Source organism: Ensifer sp. ENS07, from assembly GCF_014852185.1.
GTDB lineage: Bacteria > Pseudomonadota > Alphaproteobacteria > Rhizobiales > Rhizobiaceae > Ensifer > Ensifer adhaerens.
Window position 1 is genome coordinate 1 of the sequence record NZ_JACVBE010000020.1, and the last position, 15,093, is coordinate 15,093.

The window sequence follows — 15,093 nt, forward strand, 5'->3', positions numbered from 1 at the left end:
GCTACGGCGACGGAAATTCCGATCCTTCCGAACACGCAAGTCCACCGCGGCGATATCCTGACGATCGTCGGGCGAACGCAGGACACCGCGGCTGCCGCCAAAGCACTGGGTGTGGCCGACCGGCCGAGTGACATTGCCGATGTCGCGTTCATCGGCGCCGCGATCGCGATCGGTGGCTTGCTTGGCGCGCTCGTCTACAAGGTCGGCGATGTGCCGTTTACCCTGTCCACGTCCGGGGGCGCGTTGATTTCCGGGCTTTTCTTCGGCTGGCTGCGCTCCGTGCGTCCGAAATTCGGGCGCATACCGACCTCGACCGTCTGGTTCATGAACTCGGTCGGTCTGAATGTCTTCATCGCCGTGGTCGGCATTTCCTCGGGCCCGGGTTTCGTCGCCGGGTTGCAGCAGCTTGGTTTCAGCCTGTTCCTTTGGGGCATATTTGCAACGACCGTGCCACTGGTGCTGGCCATGTATGTCGGGAAATATGTGTTCCGGTTCCATCCAGCCATTCTCCTGGGGTGTTGCTCCGGTGCGCGCACGACCACCGCGTCGCTGGGGATGATCAACGATCGGGCCAAGAGCCAGATCCCCGGGCTCGGCTATACCGTGACCTATGCCGTCGGCAACACCTTGCTGACGATCTGGGGCATGGTGCTCGTGATGATGATGACCTAGGTCCTCTCTGGGACAGGCCCGGGGGCGGGTCCGTCGGAATGCGCGTAAAAACAGACAGATAGACAATCCGTGCAGGACCGTTCCGGAAATGCCCTTGCGCGTCCATTCCGGGCCGGCGTGGATCGTCTTTCTGCCCGCGGAAACGACCGTCCTGCGGACCGCTTCTGCGACCGGAATTTAGTTGCCACAGAGTGAGAGCCGCGCGTTGGGGCGGCGGGCAGTCCTTTCAAAACTGGATCGGGAGCGTGTTATGTCGAACAAGACCGCACATGTTGATCAGTTTCTGCTCATCCATTCGGGGCGTGCAGACAATTGGCGCGAAATCACCACGCTGGCGGACGCCTGGGCCGCCAAGCGTGGCGAGCGGGCAGCGCTGGAAGCGACGATCGCCGCGGTCAGGGCGGCCGAGGAGTACCACGCCTATCCGGGGGGGCGATTGCTGTCGGCGCTGGCCGAGCGCATCGCCACGGACGACGCCGGCGGGGCTGCAAAGCTAGCCCGACGCATCTCGAACGGATTGCTCACCCATTCCTATCGCGGCCGCCCGAGCGAGTGGGACGTGCATGAAGAGATGGCGGCGACCGAAGTGACTGACATCATGCCACCGGGAACGGGCGAGGCAGGCGGGCGGCGCCCCTATTTCGAAGTTCTTTACGTCAACAGCCAGCCCGCCGCGCGGTGGGATGCCTTCGCAGCCGAGATCCGCAGGCTACGCCGACCCGAGGATGGTTTCATCTACGAGCCCGTTCTGGTGGGTTCGTTCGAGGATGCCTTTTGCGCGGCCGCTCTAAATCCCGATATCATTGCCGTCGTGCTGGCCGAAGGATTTCCGTACCACTCTCGTCACGACGCGCCAGTGCTCCGCTCGGTGCTTGACCCCCTGGGAGAGACCGAGGGACCGGATATGTCGGCGTTGCGCTTGGCGCGCAGCCTGAAGCGGATCCGACCGGAACTCGACGTCTATCTGCTGTCTGACCGCCAGGTCGAAAAGATTGCCGGCGACCCGACGGCCGATGCCATCAGGCGCGTGTTCTATGCGGTCGAGGAGCCGCTCGAGCTGCACCTGGCCATCCTGGAAGGCGTGCAGGCGCGCTACGAAACCCCCTTCTTCGACAACCTGAAGAAATATGCGCGCAGGCCGATCGGCACATTCCACGCCCTGCCCATCGCCCGCGGCAAATCCGTCTTCAAGTCGGACTGGATCCGTGACATGGGCGAGTTCTACGGCCTCAACCTGTTCCTGGCGGAAAGCAGCGCGACCACCGGCGGTCTCGACAGCCTGCTGGAGCCGACCGGCACTATCAAGCGATCCCAGGAACTGGCGGCCCGCGCCTTTGGCGCAGACCACGTGTTCTTCGTTACCAATGGTACGTCCACCTCCAACAAGATGGCTGTGCAGGCGCTGCTGGCGCCAGGCGACATCGCAGTGGTCGACCGCAACTGCCACAAGTCGCACCACTACGGCATGGTGCTGACCGGCGCCCAACCGTACTACGTCGAGGCGTTCCCGATGACGGAATATTCGATGTATGGCGCCGTGCCGCTTGCGACCATCAAGCGCGCGTTGCTGGCGCTGAGGGCCGAAGGTCGCCTTGACCGGTTGAAGCTGCTCGATCTCACCAACTGCACGTTCGACGGCCATATGTACAATGTCCGGCGGGTGATGGAAGAGTGCCTCGCCATCAAGCCGGATCTCATCTTCCTCTGGGATGAGGCGTGGTCGGGATTTGCCCGGTTTTCACCCTTCCTGCGGCCACGCACCGCCATGGGGGCGGCGGCCGACATCGAGGACTGGCTGCGCGATCCGGCCTCAATCAGCGCCTATGAGAAGCAGCGCGCCGATCTCGGCAAGGATCCTTCCGACGAAGCCCTGCTCGCCGCACGCCTGATCCCAGATCCGCGCCTTGTTCGGCTGCGCGTCTACCAGACCAACTCCACCCACAAATCCATGTCCGCGATCCGGCAGGGTTCGATGCTGCTCGTCAAGGATGTGGATTTCCACACTGTCGAGGCGCAATTCCACGAGGCGGTGTTCACCCATGCCTCGACCAGCCCGAACCAGCAGCTGATCGCCAGTCTCGACGTGGCGCGCCGGCAGATGGAACTCGATGGATATGGGCTGGTGATGAACGCGATCGAGATCGCTCTCAAGATTCGTCGGGCAATCAACGAACATCCGCTGATTTCAAAGTATTTCCGCGTTCTAGGTGCGGATGAGATGATCCCGGAGCAATATCGCCAGTCAGGGTTCAAGGACTACCTGGCACCGGGTGCGACCTGGGCCACGGCGGTGAAGGCGAGGAACGAGGACGAATTCTACCTCGACCCCACGCGCATGACGCTAGTGTGTGGCACGGCCGGTTTCGACGGAACCCAATTCAAAGGCCTGCTGGCAAACGAGTACGACATCCAGCTGAACAAGACTTCGCGCAACAGCGTGCTGCTGCAATCCAACATCAACAATACCCGCAGCGATATCGCCCACCTCGTTCGCGTTCTGGTCGAGATCTGCCACGGCATCGAGAAGCGGCTCGCCGACGGCGGGGAAGAAGAGCACGCCGTGTTTGCGGCGCGAGTAAAGTCGCTGATGACCGACGTGCCGGATCTTCCCAATTTCAGCCACTTCCATGAGCTCTACCGCGGCGATGCCGGCCGGGCGACGCCGGAGGGCGACATGCGCGCTGCCTTCTTCCACGCCTACGACGCCTCCGTGTGCGAATACGTGCCGCTCATCGGCGCGGAGTGCGACAAGAGGCTGAAGCAGGGGCCGGAAATGGTCTCGGCTAACTTCGTCATCCCCTATCCCCCGGGGTTCCCCATCATGGTGCCGGGTCAGGTCCTGACGCAGGAGACGATCGACTTCATGCGGAAGCTGGATGTGAAGGAGATCCATGGCTACGAGAAGGCAAGGGGTCTGAAGCTAGTCAAACCTGATGCAGTTGCGGCCAAGGCGAAACGATCGGCGAAAGCACGGTAGTGCCGGAGCTTGCACGGGTCCGCGGGCTGCTACCCGGACGAATTCGACCCCCCCATGCTTTTCATGGATTGCCGGTTTGCATGGACGTTTGGGGTCGGCGGTAAAGGTGCCTTGGCCCTTGATTGAGGTGGGAGGGAGTTCGTCTGGTCATGATTTGGATCGAGCAATTCCTGGTCAAGTATCCTGAGCTTGCCGTATTCCTTGCAATTAGCATCGGGTATCTGATCGGCGGCCTCAAGTTCGGAGGTTTCAGTCTGGGTCCGGTCACCGGCTCGTTGTTCGCCGGTATCCTCATCGGTCAGTTCGCCGATGTTCCGATTGCCGGGATGGCGAAATCGCTGCTTTTTCTCCTGTTCCTTTTCGGTATCGGCTACTCGGTCGGGCCGCAGTTCCTGCAGGCCTTGAAACGGGACGGCATGAAGCCTGTTCTGCTTGCGGTGGTCGTCTGTGTGACCGGGCTGGTCACAGCCGTTGTGGTCGCGAAAATCCTCGGCTTGGATTCTGGTTTTGCGGCCGGGCTTTTGTCGGGCGCGCTCACTGAAAGTCCGGCAATGGGCACTGCCACCGAAGCGATCAACGCATTGCCGCTGCCCGAGGCGGATCGCGCACGGTTTGTCGCCCACATCGCCGTGGCCGACGCAGTTTGCTACGTATTCGGCGCTGTTGGCGTCATCCTGTTTTGCAGCGTTGTCGGTCCAAAATTGCTTGGCATCGACCTCGTCGCCGAGGCGCTAAAACTTGAGAAAGAATACGGGATAACCCGAAAGGCCACCGGGGTCGCGTCCGCCTGGCACAGGTTCGAAATTCGCGCCTACCGGATAGCGGAGGGCGCGCCCATCGCCGGTCGATCGGTCGTCGATGCCGAGGCAACATTTCCGGAGCATCGACTATTCATTCAACGCCTGCGACGCGGGGGCTTAATCCTTGAGGCCGCTCCCGAGCTTGTGATTGAACCTGGCGATATCGTTGCGGTGTCCGGAACACGAGAGGTGCTGGTCACCGTCCTTGGTCAGCGCTCCGAGGAAGTCGAGGATCGTGAGCTGTTGGACGTGCCGATATCGGTGACCGACGTGTTGCTGACGAGCCCTGAACTTAATGGCCGAAGCATTGCGGATGTGGCGACAGAAGGCTGGACAAGAAGCCTCTATCTGCGAACGATCAGTCGTGGCGGCCAGGAGATTCCTCTGGCGCCAGGGATCACAGTGCAGCGCGGGGATATCCTTCGCCTCGTCGGCCCGGAACCGGTCGTGGTGAGCGCCGCCAAGCGCATTGGTGTCGTGGTCGCGCCGGCCACTGCAACGGACTTCCTGGTCCTCGGCCTTGCGATCTTCCTGGGCGGGCTTGTCGGCGTTCTCGTCACGTTTCCCATCGGAGACATGAGGATTTCGCTGAGCACCAGTGTGGGCACACTCCTCGCCGGATTGGTGGTGGGGCACCTGCGCACGCGCTTTCCACTTTTTGGTCGCATACCGGATGCTGCGGTGTCACTCATGACCGCGCTTGGTCTTGCCGCCTTCGTCGCGATGACTGGCCTTCATGCAGGTCCGGTATTTGGCCCCGCTATCGCGGAAGCGGGTGTCGGGCTCCTGGTCGGCGGCATGATCGTCACAATGGTTCCATTGATCGTAGGCCTTTACTTTGGACGCTACGTGCTTGGCATGAACCCCATACTGTTGTTGGGTGGACTAGCCGGCGCGCAGACCATGACGGCCGGCATGGCCGCCGTCCAGGACAGGTCGGGGAGCTCGGTAGCAGTCCTTGGTTACACGCCTGCAGTCCCTATCGGCCATATACTGCTCACCACATGGGGGACGGTGATCGTGGGTATCATCGCCGGATAAGAAGCCAATAATCTAATCGATCAGCGGCAAAACAAGTGCACGACGAGAATTTGCAACAGACTTCTAAAGTAAAGTGGCGAATACTGACTGCGGACCGACAAGGCGAATCGCCCGTGACTGAAAGGTGCTTTTGATGCGGCATGTATTACACGTAGTCTCACCCGCACTTTTCAGCGTGGCACTGGGGGTTGCGGCACCTGCTTCGGCCCAGGAGCCAGCAAAGCCGGCGCAGGCCAGCAAGGAAGCCGAGCATTGGATACCGAAGCTGCGGCTCGGCGACGACAATGCTTATTTCGAATTCTACGGTCAGATCAACAAAGGCCTGCTGAGCTACGATGACGGCGGGCAAACGGATAACTATTTTCCGGCCGACAATGGGAACTCGTCGTCACGCGCGGGCTTTCGCATCTACAGCCTCATGGAAAACGACTGGTCTTTCGGGGCCAATCTCGAATGGGAGTGGAACCCTTACTCGACAACCAATGTGAACCAGTTGAACGAGGATCACTTCGACTGGGGGACTGATCTGCTGCGCAAGGCGGAAATCTATCTAAATTCGAAGGACTACGGCAAGTTCTGGTTCGGCCAGGGCAGCATGGCGTCGGATACGACCGCCGAGGTGGATTTGTCCGGCACGGACGTTGTTGGTTACTCACTGGTGTCGGATATGGCCGGCGGACCGTTTTTCCGCAACGCCGACGGTACGCTGTCGACGGTCCGCGTAAAGGACGCTTTCACCAACTATGACGGCCTTAGCCGCAAGCTGCGCGTCCGCTACGACACCCCAGCCTTTGGCGGCTTCAGCTTTGCGACGTCGGTCGGAACACAAGTCGTTCCGGAGGAAACCGACGTCACCGTCTGGGACGCGGCGGTTCGATACAATGAGACCTACGACGCCTTCAAGGTCGCAGCTGCAGTTGCCTTTTCAAGGCCCGGCGATGGCAACTCGATATACGATGCGTCCGTTTCGGTCCTGCATCTCGATACCGGGCTCAGCCTCACCCTTGCAGCGGGCTACTCGGACAAGGAGACGGTTGATGGACGCTACGGCTACGTAAAGATCGGCTATCAGGCGGATATCTTCGATGTCGGCAAAACCGCGTTTTCGGTCGACGCCTATTTTGGCAAGGACATCGCGGGCAGGGGCAGCAAGAGCGATTCCTTCGGCGCGCAGATTGTCCAGAACCTCGACTATCTACAGACGGAACTCTACCTTGGAGCCCGGACCTATTCGCTCGACCAGGAGACCGCCGATCTTCAAGATAGCTTCGCTGTGTTGGGTGGCGCCAGAATAAAGTTTTAAGGAACAAAGCGGCGAAGCAAGATCGGTCCATGATCTTTCGCGCCGCTCCCGTCTTCCGCCGCTTATTTCCAGGATCTCGTTATCTGAGCAAATGGGTGATCTGAATTGACCACTGCAGGGACTGGTGTCTGCACAGCATTGATTGTTGCCGCGTTCCTCGTTCCAAAAACGGTTTCGGCCGCAGCCGCAGAGGCAGATATCGTCGCTCAGCTTGCGTCTTGCGCGGCTCGATTGGAAGCAGGCAGGAGCTACGAAAGCTATGTCGACGGATTTGCCGACGCGCGCGACGCTGTGAGTGGCGCGCTCGCGTTCATGCGCAGCAGGGTTGAAACGCCCGAAGCGGAGGAAAATGCCGAAACCCTGAAGACGGCGTTTTCTGCCGATCTTCTGAATAGCCCGATGCAGGCCCGGTCCCGTGTCTCCGCGCTTGTCGATGAGTGTTTGGCGCAAACGGCTGCGGTTGAAGCGATATTCAATGGCGTTGAGACAAGCCGTGTCAACGAACTCGAGGCCGCAACAAATGCGCAGCGTGAAGCCACTGAACGCGCTGAAAGCGAAGCCGAAAGGGCGGAGCAGGCGGAGCGGCGGGCGATCGCTGCGGAAGCCGCGGCAGAGCGAGCCAAGGCCGAGATCGCAATCCTCAAGGAACAGCAACGCGAACGGCAGGAGGCAAAGGCACCCACGACCGAAAGGAGCGATCCGCGCGAGGAGAATGAGAACTCCGTCTCACTAAACGTGCGGGAGAACGTCCAGCGTGCACTTCAGGCAAATGGTTACACCATTTTTGAAAGCGCCGAAGAGATGGAGTGCATGTGGACCGGTTCAGCGCACCAGTGCAGGCGGCCAACGGGTGGAACCATGATCAGCGTCATGTCCAGTCCATACAGAGTCCACATCCTGAATGCAGGCAGCTCGATCGACTGTTTGAGGCTTCGCGAAGGTGAATTGGTCGCGCAAGGCAATGGTGACGATTGCCGGTAGAGGGCCTTCGCAGCCGGGTTTCAGGCAACGCGCCCGGCTTCGCTGGCGTGTCGAATAAGGCACACCCGGCCCCGGAGCGAGTTTCGATCGCTCGGACTGTCCGACCCGAGTGACGAGCGGAAGCTCTCGAATGGCATTGCCGCGGCCACTGGATTGCGAAGTGCTCCTTGACAGGGCGATTAGGCCCTACCTTTGGTCGGGCCAGCCATCGCCAGACTTGATACTCAAGCCGGTAAGCCGGCGAGGCGCAGGCCCTCACGCAGTCGATCTGCATCCTCGGCCCTTTGGAGATACAAAGCGTCCACGAGCCAATCTACATGTTCGCTTGGGCCGGCAGCCGGATCGCCTTGCCACAACGCGCTGACTGCTGCGATGCAAGCCTTGCCACACTGCTGCGCCTCTTCGAGACGCCCCAAGTGACCGAAGGCAGCCGCGCGCAAAGCCATGTACCGCGGGTGTCGCCGGCTTGGTGCGTCCAGTATTAGTTGTTCCAATAGACTGGCCGCCTCTTGGTAGCGCCTGAGCCGAAACATGATGTGCGAAAGATAATAATTATACCAGGGCGGGTGGCATGGGTTGAGTCGAAAAGCAATCTCGGCTGCGTGCAGAGCCAGTTCGGGCTTTCCGATGCACGATTGGACCCAGGCCCAGAAAATCTGGATCAGCGGATCGTTGGGGTTCAGGGTTCGGGCAAGGCCCAAATGCCGCTCGGCCCGCTCGAAGTCGCGCCACATCAAGCACATGTATCCGAAGGTGGAGTGCACCCGGGCATCGTTGGGGTCTTTCGCCAGTGCTTCTTTGGCCTGGTGAAACGCCTCGATCCGGTTCTCGTCCTTCTCTCGTGGTACTCCGACGCTCATCTCGACCGAACGATTGAGATAAATCCAGGCGAGGCCCGCATGGGCACGGGCAAAGCCTGGATCGATCTGGAGTGCCTCTTCAAATTGTGCTTGCGCACGTGCTTGGGCCTCAGGCGTGAATACGTCGGAAAATCTATTCCCCTGGAGGAACAGGTCATAGGCCCGAATGTCTTCCGGCTGACGTCGCCGGGCTGTCACCTCGCTATCCTGGATAATCCGTTGGGCCACCATAGCGACAATGCTCTGGGAGATTTCTTCCTGAAGGGCGAACACGTCCTCCAGTGCGCGATCGTATCGTTCCGCCCAGAAATGGGCACCGCTTCCAGCATCAATGAGCTGGGCCGTGATGCGAACGCGCTCGCCTGCGCGACGGACACTGCCCTCGACGAGGTATCGAACCCCGAGCGAACGCCCTATCTCGCGAGCGTCCACATTTTTCCCCCGAAACGAGAAGGAAGAGTTTCGCGCGATGACCATGAGCTCGCGAAAGCGCGACAGCTCCGTAATTATGTCTTCGCTGATACCGTCGCTGAAATAGACCTGTTCGGGATCGCCGCTCATGTTTTCGAATGGCAAGACCGCCACCGTAGGTCTATCGCTCGACGCCCAGGCGACTTTCGCACCCTCAAGGACGTTGTCGAATACCAAGCTGTAAGTCCGGACCGGCCGTGAAATATTCTTCAGACGCTGCTCGCCCGCGAACTCGAACCGACAGTCGAGTTTTCCAGAGAGGTGGTCGTAGGCTGTCCCGGAGATAAGGAGACCACCTGGCGGGCAACACTGTTCCAATCGGGCCGCCACGTTGACACCGTCTCCCAAGAGGTCCTGATCATCCACTAGTACGTCGCCAAGATTGATGCCGATACGCAAGACAATCCGGCGCTCAGCCGGTATTCGCGCCTGCCATTCAGGCAATTGTTTTTGAACCGCAGCGGCGCAGGCTACAGCCTCGACGACGGAACCGAATTCGGCGATCAGGCCGTCGCCCGTCAGCTTGAAGAGACGCCCATGATGCTGCGCCAAGAGAGGCTCGAACAGTCTCCGGCGCAGGTCCGTGACTGCCACGAGAGTTGACGCCTCGTCCAATTCGACGAGACGTGAATAGCTGACAATATCGGCAACGAAGATTGCCGCCAGTCTGCGTTCTCCGAGGATGCTCATCTCCTCGCCCCTTGCTGCCAATTGCTCTTGGCTACACAAACCGAACCCAACAACAATAGCCCAGCGACGCCTCTGCGGCCATCTCCTGATTTGGAGACTGTGCTGGTCGAAGAGATCTGGAAGCGTGTAGGACTCGAATTCGGAACGGGCGCCGTGATCGATTTTGATCATCTAGGGTCGAATGCCCGTATCTGGCCCATCTTTGGATCTGAACGGGTTTACGATTAAAGCGATCAGGAAATGCAAGCCCATTTTGCCGCAAGGCAAAGCCCACGCAATTGCTCATCGGTCAGTTCGCCGATGTTCAGGTTGTCAATGATCTCAGGTCAATTTTACGCAAGGGATGGGAAGAGATAGCGTCGACGGCGAGGGGCAAAATCGCCGTCACCCGTGATCAGGGTTCCCGAATAGCAGCAACCTCGTCCTCGAGGATCGGGAATGAACCTTCAATTGCTGCGCCAATGAAGGCTTTCCGTGACAGATCGAGCGCTTCGCCGCGCTCTAATGCGCCATGGCAGCGATTCCTTGCGCGTTCATAGAACCATCCGCCCTGGGGCAGCTCACTCAGATATTGCAGGGCGTCCTGTGGTCCGTTGATACACCGCTCGCCATTCACGCCAATCCTGACAGGATTATCCCAAATGATGGTTTGCATTTGCGTTGACTCCGGTTCGGCACAGAACGTCTAGCGGGAAGCATTGTTCCAACCATCGCTTTGGTAGTTGAGAGGCTCGGGTTCGCCACGATGGTCACGTGCCGCCGACGCCTTGCCGCGTCACCGACTAGGGGCGTTCGTCAGCGCAGAACGCCACGCCGAAATAGACATCTTTTCAGCGATGCTTCCCTCAATCATCAGCACGCTATCGAAGAAATCAATTCCGCCCTCGGATTGGATCGAGGAGGTATCGTGCATAATGGCAATAACCGTCGCCTCCGGGCAATTCTCCTTGATCGCTTGATAAAACGCTTGCACCGCCTGCCCATCAAGAGCGCTTGTTGCCTCGTCAAGGAAGAGCAAACCCGGCTTCAGCAACAGGACTTTCGCAAGAACCAGCTTCTGCTTTTCACCCCCGGACAAGAGCTTGTCCCACTGCTGCCCCTCGCGTCCTTCATCAAAGAGCTCCCCAGAAAATTCGTGGAGCCCTGCTTCTTCAAGCGCCGTGGAAACCGCAGCGTCCTTATGCTCACGCGCCTCATCCGGAAGACAGACGAGATCCTTCAGGCAAACGCCCTGCAGTTTGACCTCCTGGGCCGCAAAGAGAGTTCGCAAACCATCCGGCAACGCGATCTTGCCCCGACCGTGCGGCCAAAGACCGTTTATCGCCTTGAGAAGTGAGGTCTTGCCACTCCCCGATTCACCCATCACCAAAGTCCACTCGCCCGGAGCGAAATTCAGTTCAATGGCGGTCAAAAAGGGCTCGTCGTCACCAGTATGCAGGAGCTCGACCGAATGGATGGTCAAGCCGCTTTCTACGGCTCCCCCTGTGGTATATTCAAACGCGGCGGGTCCACTTTGAGCATAGTAGTCTTGCGGTCGCTGCACCGTTTCTATCGCCTGCGCAAGCTCTGTTATGCGCCGCGCGTCCGCCCGCAGCGTCGCGATGTCAGGCATCGCATGAATGAACCATGAGCATTCGTTGATGAGGGCCGTCGCTAGTTCGGCACCGGTGACATAGTCTTGTAGGCTGATGGTCTTGTCGACATAGGGAAGCAGGCCCGGCGCGTAGGCCACGATGCGTGAGCCGATGAAATTATGCACCAGCTCAAAGCCCATATAGCCGGCGGTAATCCGATTGAGCCTCGCCCATGTGTGGTCGATATCGCGATACCGGTGCACATTGAGTGCCTTTTGCGCTGGCTCCCCTCTGATAACCGCAACGTGAAAACTACGGCGCAGCAACTGGTTGAGTTCGCTGCGATAACTGCCTTCCGCCGATTGAATGCGGATGGACAGACCCTGAAGGATACCTCCCAGCTTGGCCGCAATGAATGTGTTGAGGGGCACGTAGATCGCAATCGCCAGCAGCGTCAGGAAGGCGCTGCCGTAGCCCCCGAGAACGTCAAGCCCACGGACCGGGCTTGACGTTTCGATCAGCTTACCGCCAACGAACGCGAGCGATAGCACCACCCCGGCGATGCCGACGCCCAGACCGATTGCACCGCCGGTCATGCCCTTTATTGCTTCCTGTACCCGCTGATCGATGTTGTCCGGCGATGACGTGTCCCCTTCACCCGCCCCACCAAACCCATTTTGTTGCAAGTGGAAGTGGGTGTGATTGGAATCGAGAAGTGCCTGATTGAAGCGTTCATCCAACCACTGGCGCCATTTTCGGTGTAGGCTGGTCGAAAGGAAGTGACGGACCGCAGTAAACCCCGCGTCCCTTGTGATCGCGATCGCAGCAAGCGTCGCTGCGGTCTTTAGAAGCGACGCAGGCGTTGTCGGTACGGTGGGATGGTGGAAATTCGCGATCCGGTTGACCAGTTCGCCCGAGGTCAGCGCGAACCATACGCTTGCCTGAGCCGACAATCCGGTAAGCAGCAGGATGAGAAAGGTCAGGCCCCAAGCTTCTCTCCACCGGTTGGAGAGCCAGTAAGCGAGCAACAGCCCCCAGAAGCTGCGCATGGAGGATACGGGGCTGCTTGGGCGTTGCCGTTTCTCGCCGAAGGGCCGTTTAACCAGTGCTGTTGCCCGTTGCGCCTTGCCGCGCAAGACTTCACTCAAGCTCATCTTCCTGAATTGGGGCGCGGATCCGGCTTGTCAAATACAGATGACGTTGCGGCGGCGTACTAGCGCTACGTTAGGCAGCGATGTCTGAGGACTGGCCTGTCATCTGCATCCCTGCCGAACCGCAACTCCACGGGGCTGCGATTCACCGTCTATTCCAGCGATAACGTCTTGAGCGCGGCCGTGTCGTTTCACGATGGAGCTTGCTCGCGGCAGCCCCGGGGCCACTGAGGCACTCAGCTCAGCCAGGGTCTCCGATTTTCCTACTTGGAACAAACCAGCCGTATTTGGGTTCAAAAACCACGCTGGCGCAATTTCGCGTATCGAGGAGGACCTGGCATGCTCAAGTGGGCCATAATATTCTTCATCATCTCGCTCGTCGCGGGCTTGCTTGGGTTTTCTGGCATTTCGTCGGCGAGCGCCGGCATTGCTAAGGTCCTGTTTTACATCGCCCTGGCAATCTTCCTTGTGTTCCTCGTCCTTGCATTCATGGTCGGAAGCATCGCGTTCTAGGAGCGTCAAGCTCGCCACATCCGACAACGGCCCTCCGGCCACATTTAGAGCCGCGAGAAAAGCCAGCGGAGAGCCTGACACACCTACTATGGCGGCTCAGGCCGGTTGGACGCACCCGTGCGAGTGGCAGTGGGGAAGGGAGCGTTCGGGTTCATTCGTGCTCTTGCGTAGTCGTGCAGCACCCTGATTTGACGGAATGGCCGTGCAGGCAGGCAACAGCAACACGCCGTTCGTCAAACTACGGAACTGCGGCGCCCCTGCATGTACCGATCGAGATCGGCGCGTGTGGGGCCGATGCGAATGAAAATTTCACGCGCCTCCAAGGGCGTCAGACCATAGGCAGCTATAAATTCAGCGAGGTCGTAGTGCCCGCCGTAAACAGCCTCTGAGGGGTCTATGATCTTGGCGCGTCCTCTTTTGGTGTAGGTTGAAAGCGATACACCGCCGCCCGACATGGGTTGGTTTTGCTTCATCTTTCTCTCCCTAGTTGCCGATGCACCTTCCGATTGGATCGACGACCGGCTCGTTCTTTTGTGTAAACTCGTCAAAGCGCTCCGCAGTGCTTTTTGTTCCCTTCGGGAACCTTTGAAGCCGTTTGGTGTTCGATGCGCGTCTTGCGGGCGGCGAGGAAATTATTGAGGAGTTCAAGGGAAGCCCGGACGCGAGGCCGAAGCACAAGCCCCGTCCCTATCGCCGTCCGTTCCTGGATAGCCATTTGAGGAAACGAACGAACTGGACTTCGTCGGCGCGAAGTCCAGAGATCGGTTTGGCGTTGTTCCGGGCCCGAGGGATTTTCTGGTTGGCATCCGACAAGGCAAGAATTGCCGGATGCACGTAACTTTTGCGGCAAACGGCCGGTGTGTTGTGAAGGGCATCTGCGGCTGCCTGGCACATGCCTTTGACGGTTGGGCGTCGGCCCTCCCTTAGAGCCTGACGGGCAACGGCATATGCAGCAACGCTTCCCGCCCAGGTTCTGAACGTCTTGGCTGAAATCGGCGCTCCGCAGATGTCTGCAAGATACCGGTTGAAGCGGCCAGATTCGATCGGTTCCGGCCTTCCGTCTGGCCCCACGCAAACGAAGAGCTGGCGGCCTGGAAGCTCCGCTATCTCCTCAAGTATCCGCTGCAGCCGCGGGTTTCTCAACCGTCTTCGGATGCGCTGTCCACCCTTTCCCTTAAAGTTCAGCTCAATGCTGTCGTCAGCAATCTTGAGATGCCGTTTGAGCAGCGTGGCGGCGCCATAGCTGCCATTCTCCTGTACGTAACTTGAATTTCCGATGCGAAGTGGCGCCTGATCAAGCAGCGACGCAAGGGCTGCAAGAACGGTGGCAGGGTTGCCAACCGCGCCTTCCATCTGCTTGCGGATCGTTCGCCGCAGCCGAGGCAGCGCTTTGGCAAAGGCGATAAGCTGGCTGTATTTGTCGCGGCTGCGCATGTCCTGCCAGATTTCGTGGTATCGATACTGTTTGCGACCGCGCGCATCATAGCCCGTTGCCTGGAGGTGTCCGTTTTGCCTAGTGCAGATCCAGACATCTTCATAGGCTGGCGGCAATCCAAGCTTCTGGATGCGGGCAAGAATGCGGGTGTCTTTCAGAAGCTCACCGTTCGGCCGTCGGTAAACGAAGCCGTTGGTGGAGCGCGACCGGCTATAGCCCGGTTCCTTATCCGAGACATAAACAAGCTCGGCGGCGGCGTCGCACCCTCTCTGCTGCGTGTCCAATCAGATCCGCCCCATCAGAAGGAGGATCACAAGAACGATGACCACTACGCCCAGCAGTCCGGATGGCCCGTATCCCCAGCCCGATGAGTGAGGCCAAGCGGGGAAAGCACCGACGAGGAGCAGGATAAGAATGATCAACAGTACGGTTCCAAGCATCTAGCGATCTCCTCTCAAAAGCCGATCAGGTCGTCTCCCAGCACGGGCTCACACGGGCGCCGCCGCGAAAAGACGGGTCGTCCAAGTGGACTTGCCATGATGTCTTCATGTTCAAGCCACCTGATGTGGGCATCCAACGCATTCTTTGGCGATTGGTTCCTTCGATCCCCGTCGGCAATCACGAC

The 15,093-nt window shown here is 59.3% G+C and carries 11 protein-coding genes and 1 pseudogene; 6 read left to right on the plus strand and 6 right to left on the minus strand.

Translation table 11 applies throughout. The features are described 5' to 3' along the window. From IB277_RS34860 to IB277_RS34880, 5 genes and pseudogenes are all read left to right on the plus strand, one after another. Positions 1-672, plus strand: a pseudogene (locus tag IB277_RS34860) (aspartate-alanine antiporter); the annotation flags it as partial. A gap of 250 nt (positions 673-922) precedes the next feature. After that, entirely contained in the window at positions 923-3,649 is a 2,727-nt protein-coding gene (locus tag IB277_RS34865; RefSeq protein ID WP_192372965.1) for a decarboxylase, read from the plus strand. Positions 3,650-3,798: 149 nt separating this feature from the next. Continuing rightward, complete coding sequence (gene aspT, locus IB277_RS34870) at positions 3,799-5,490, plus strand: aspartate-alanine antiporter (RefSeq protein ID WP_192372967.1); 1,692 nt, start codon at positions 3,799-3,801, stop codon at positions 5,488-5,490. Between the two features lie 133 nt (positions 5,491-5,623). After that, entirely contained in the window at positions 5,624-6,793 is a 1,170-nt protein-coding gene (locus IB277_RS34875) for a porin (protein WP_060581325.1), read from the plus strand. A 105-nt stretch (positions 6,794-6,898) separates the two neighbouring features. Next, the gene (locus IB277_RS34880) at positions 6,899-7,774 is read left to right on the plus strand and encodes a hypothetical protein (RefSeq protein WP_192372969.1); all 876 of its coding nucleotides are present in this window, start codon (positions 6,899-6,901) and stop codon (positions 7,772-7,774) included. Between the two features lie 224 nt (positions 7,775-7,998). On the opposite strand, the gene IB277_RS34885 is transcribed toward IB277_RS34880, so the two are convergent. From IB277_RS34885 to IB277_RS34895, 3 genes are all read right to left on the minus strand, one after another. Then, the gene (locus IB277_RS34885) at positions 7,999-9,966 is read right to left on the minus strand and encodes an adenylate/guanylate cyclase domain-containing protein (RefSeq protein ID WP_371813753.1); all 1,968 of its coding nucleotides are present in this window, start codon (positions 9,964-9,966) and stop codon (positions 7,999-8,001) included. Positions 9,967-10,189: 223 nt separating this feature from the next. Then, positions 10,190-10,450 carry a DUF982 domain-containing protein gene (locus IB277_RS34890; protein ID WP_060581327.1) on the minus strand — a complete coding sequence of 87 codons (261 nt, stop codon included), beginning with the start codon at positions 10,448-10,450 and terminating at the stop codon, positions 10,190-10,192. 120 nt (positions 10,451-10,570) lie between these two features. Then, entirely contained in the window at positions 10,571-12,517 is a 1,947-nt protein-coding gene (locus IB277_RS34895) for an ABC transporter ATP-binding protein/permease (protein WP_246812885.1), read from the minus strand. A gap of 342 nt (positions 12,518-12,859) precedes the next feature. Between IB277_RS34895 and IB277_RS34900 the strand changes: the two genes are divergently transcribed. Next, positions 12,860-13,033: a DUF1328 domain-containing protein gene (locus tag IB277_RS34900; RefSeq protein WP_192372974.1), complete on the plus strand. Its 174-nt coding sequence runs from the start codon at positions 12,860-12,862 to the stop codon at positions 13,031-13,033. A 233-nt stretch (positions 13,034-13,266) separates the two neighbouring features. Here IB277_RS34900 and IB277_RS34905 read toward each other — a convergent pair whose 3' ends face one another. From IB277_RS34905 to IB277_RS34915, 3 genes are all read right to left on the minus strand, one after another. After that, complete coding sequence (locus IB277_RS34905; protein WP_060581329.1) at positions 13,267-13,506, minus strand: hypothetical protein; 240 nt, start codon at positions 13,504-13,506, stop codon at positions 13,267-13,269. A 214-nt stretch (positions 13,507-13,720) separates the two neighbouring features. Next, entirely contained in the window at positions 13,721-14,752 is a 1,032-nt protein-coding gene (locus IB277_RS34910) for a DNA topoisomerase IB (protein WP_060581330.1), read from the minus strand. Continuing rightward, complete coding sequence (locus IB277_RS34915; RefSeq protein WP_192372976.1) at positions 14,753-14,908, minus strand: DUF3309 family protein; 156 nt, start codon at positions 14,906-14,908, stop codon at positions 14,753-14,755. Positions 14,909-15,093 lie beyond the last annotated feature (185 nt).

What these genes read in the sequence shown, in the direction of transcription:
- IB277_RS34865 (WP_192372965.1), top strand. Translation starts at nt 923, where the DNA reads ATGTCGAACAAGACCGCACATGTTGATCAGTTTCTGCTCATCCATTCG.
- aspT (WP_192372967.1), top strand. Translation starts at nt 3,799, where the DNA reads ATGATTTGGATCGAGCAATTCCTGGTCAAGTATCCTGAGCTTGCCGTA.
- IB277_RS34875 (WP_060581325.1), top strand. Translation starts at nt 5,624, where the DNA reads ATGCGGCATGTATTACACGTAGTCTCACCCGCACTTTTCAGCGTGGCA.
- IB277_RS34885 (WP_371813753.1), bottom strand. Translation starts at nt 9,966, where the DNA reads ATGATCAAAATCGATCACGGCGCCCGTTCCGAATTCGAGTCCTACACG.
- IB277_RS34890 (WP_060581327.1), bottom strand. Translation starts at nt 10,450, where the DNA reads ATGCAAACCATCATTTGGGATAATCCTGTCAGGATTGGCGTGAATGGC.
- IB277_RS34900 (WP_192372974.1), top strand. Translation starts at nt 12,860, where the DNA reads ATGCTCAAGTGGGCCATAATATTCTTCATCATCTCGCTCGTCGCGGGC.
- IB277_RS34905 (WP_060581329.1), bottom strand. Translation starts at nt 13,506, where the DNA reads ATGAAGCAAAACCAACCCATGTCGGGCGGCGGTGTATCGCTTTCAACC.
- IB277_RS34915 (WP_192372976.1), bottom strand. Translation starts at nt 14,908, where the DNA reads ATGCTTGGAACCGTACTGTTGATCATTCTTATCCTGCTCCTCGTCGGT.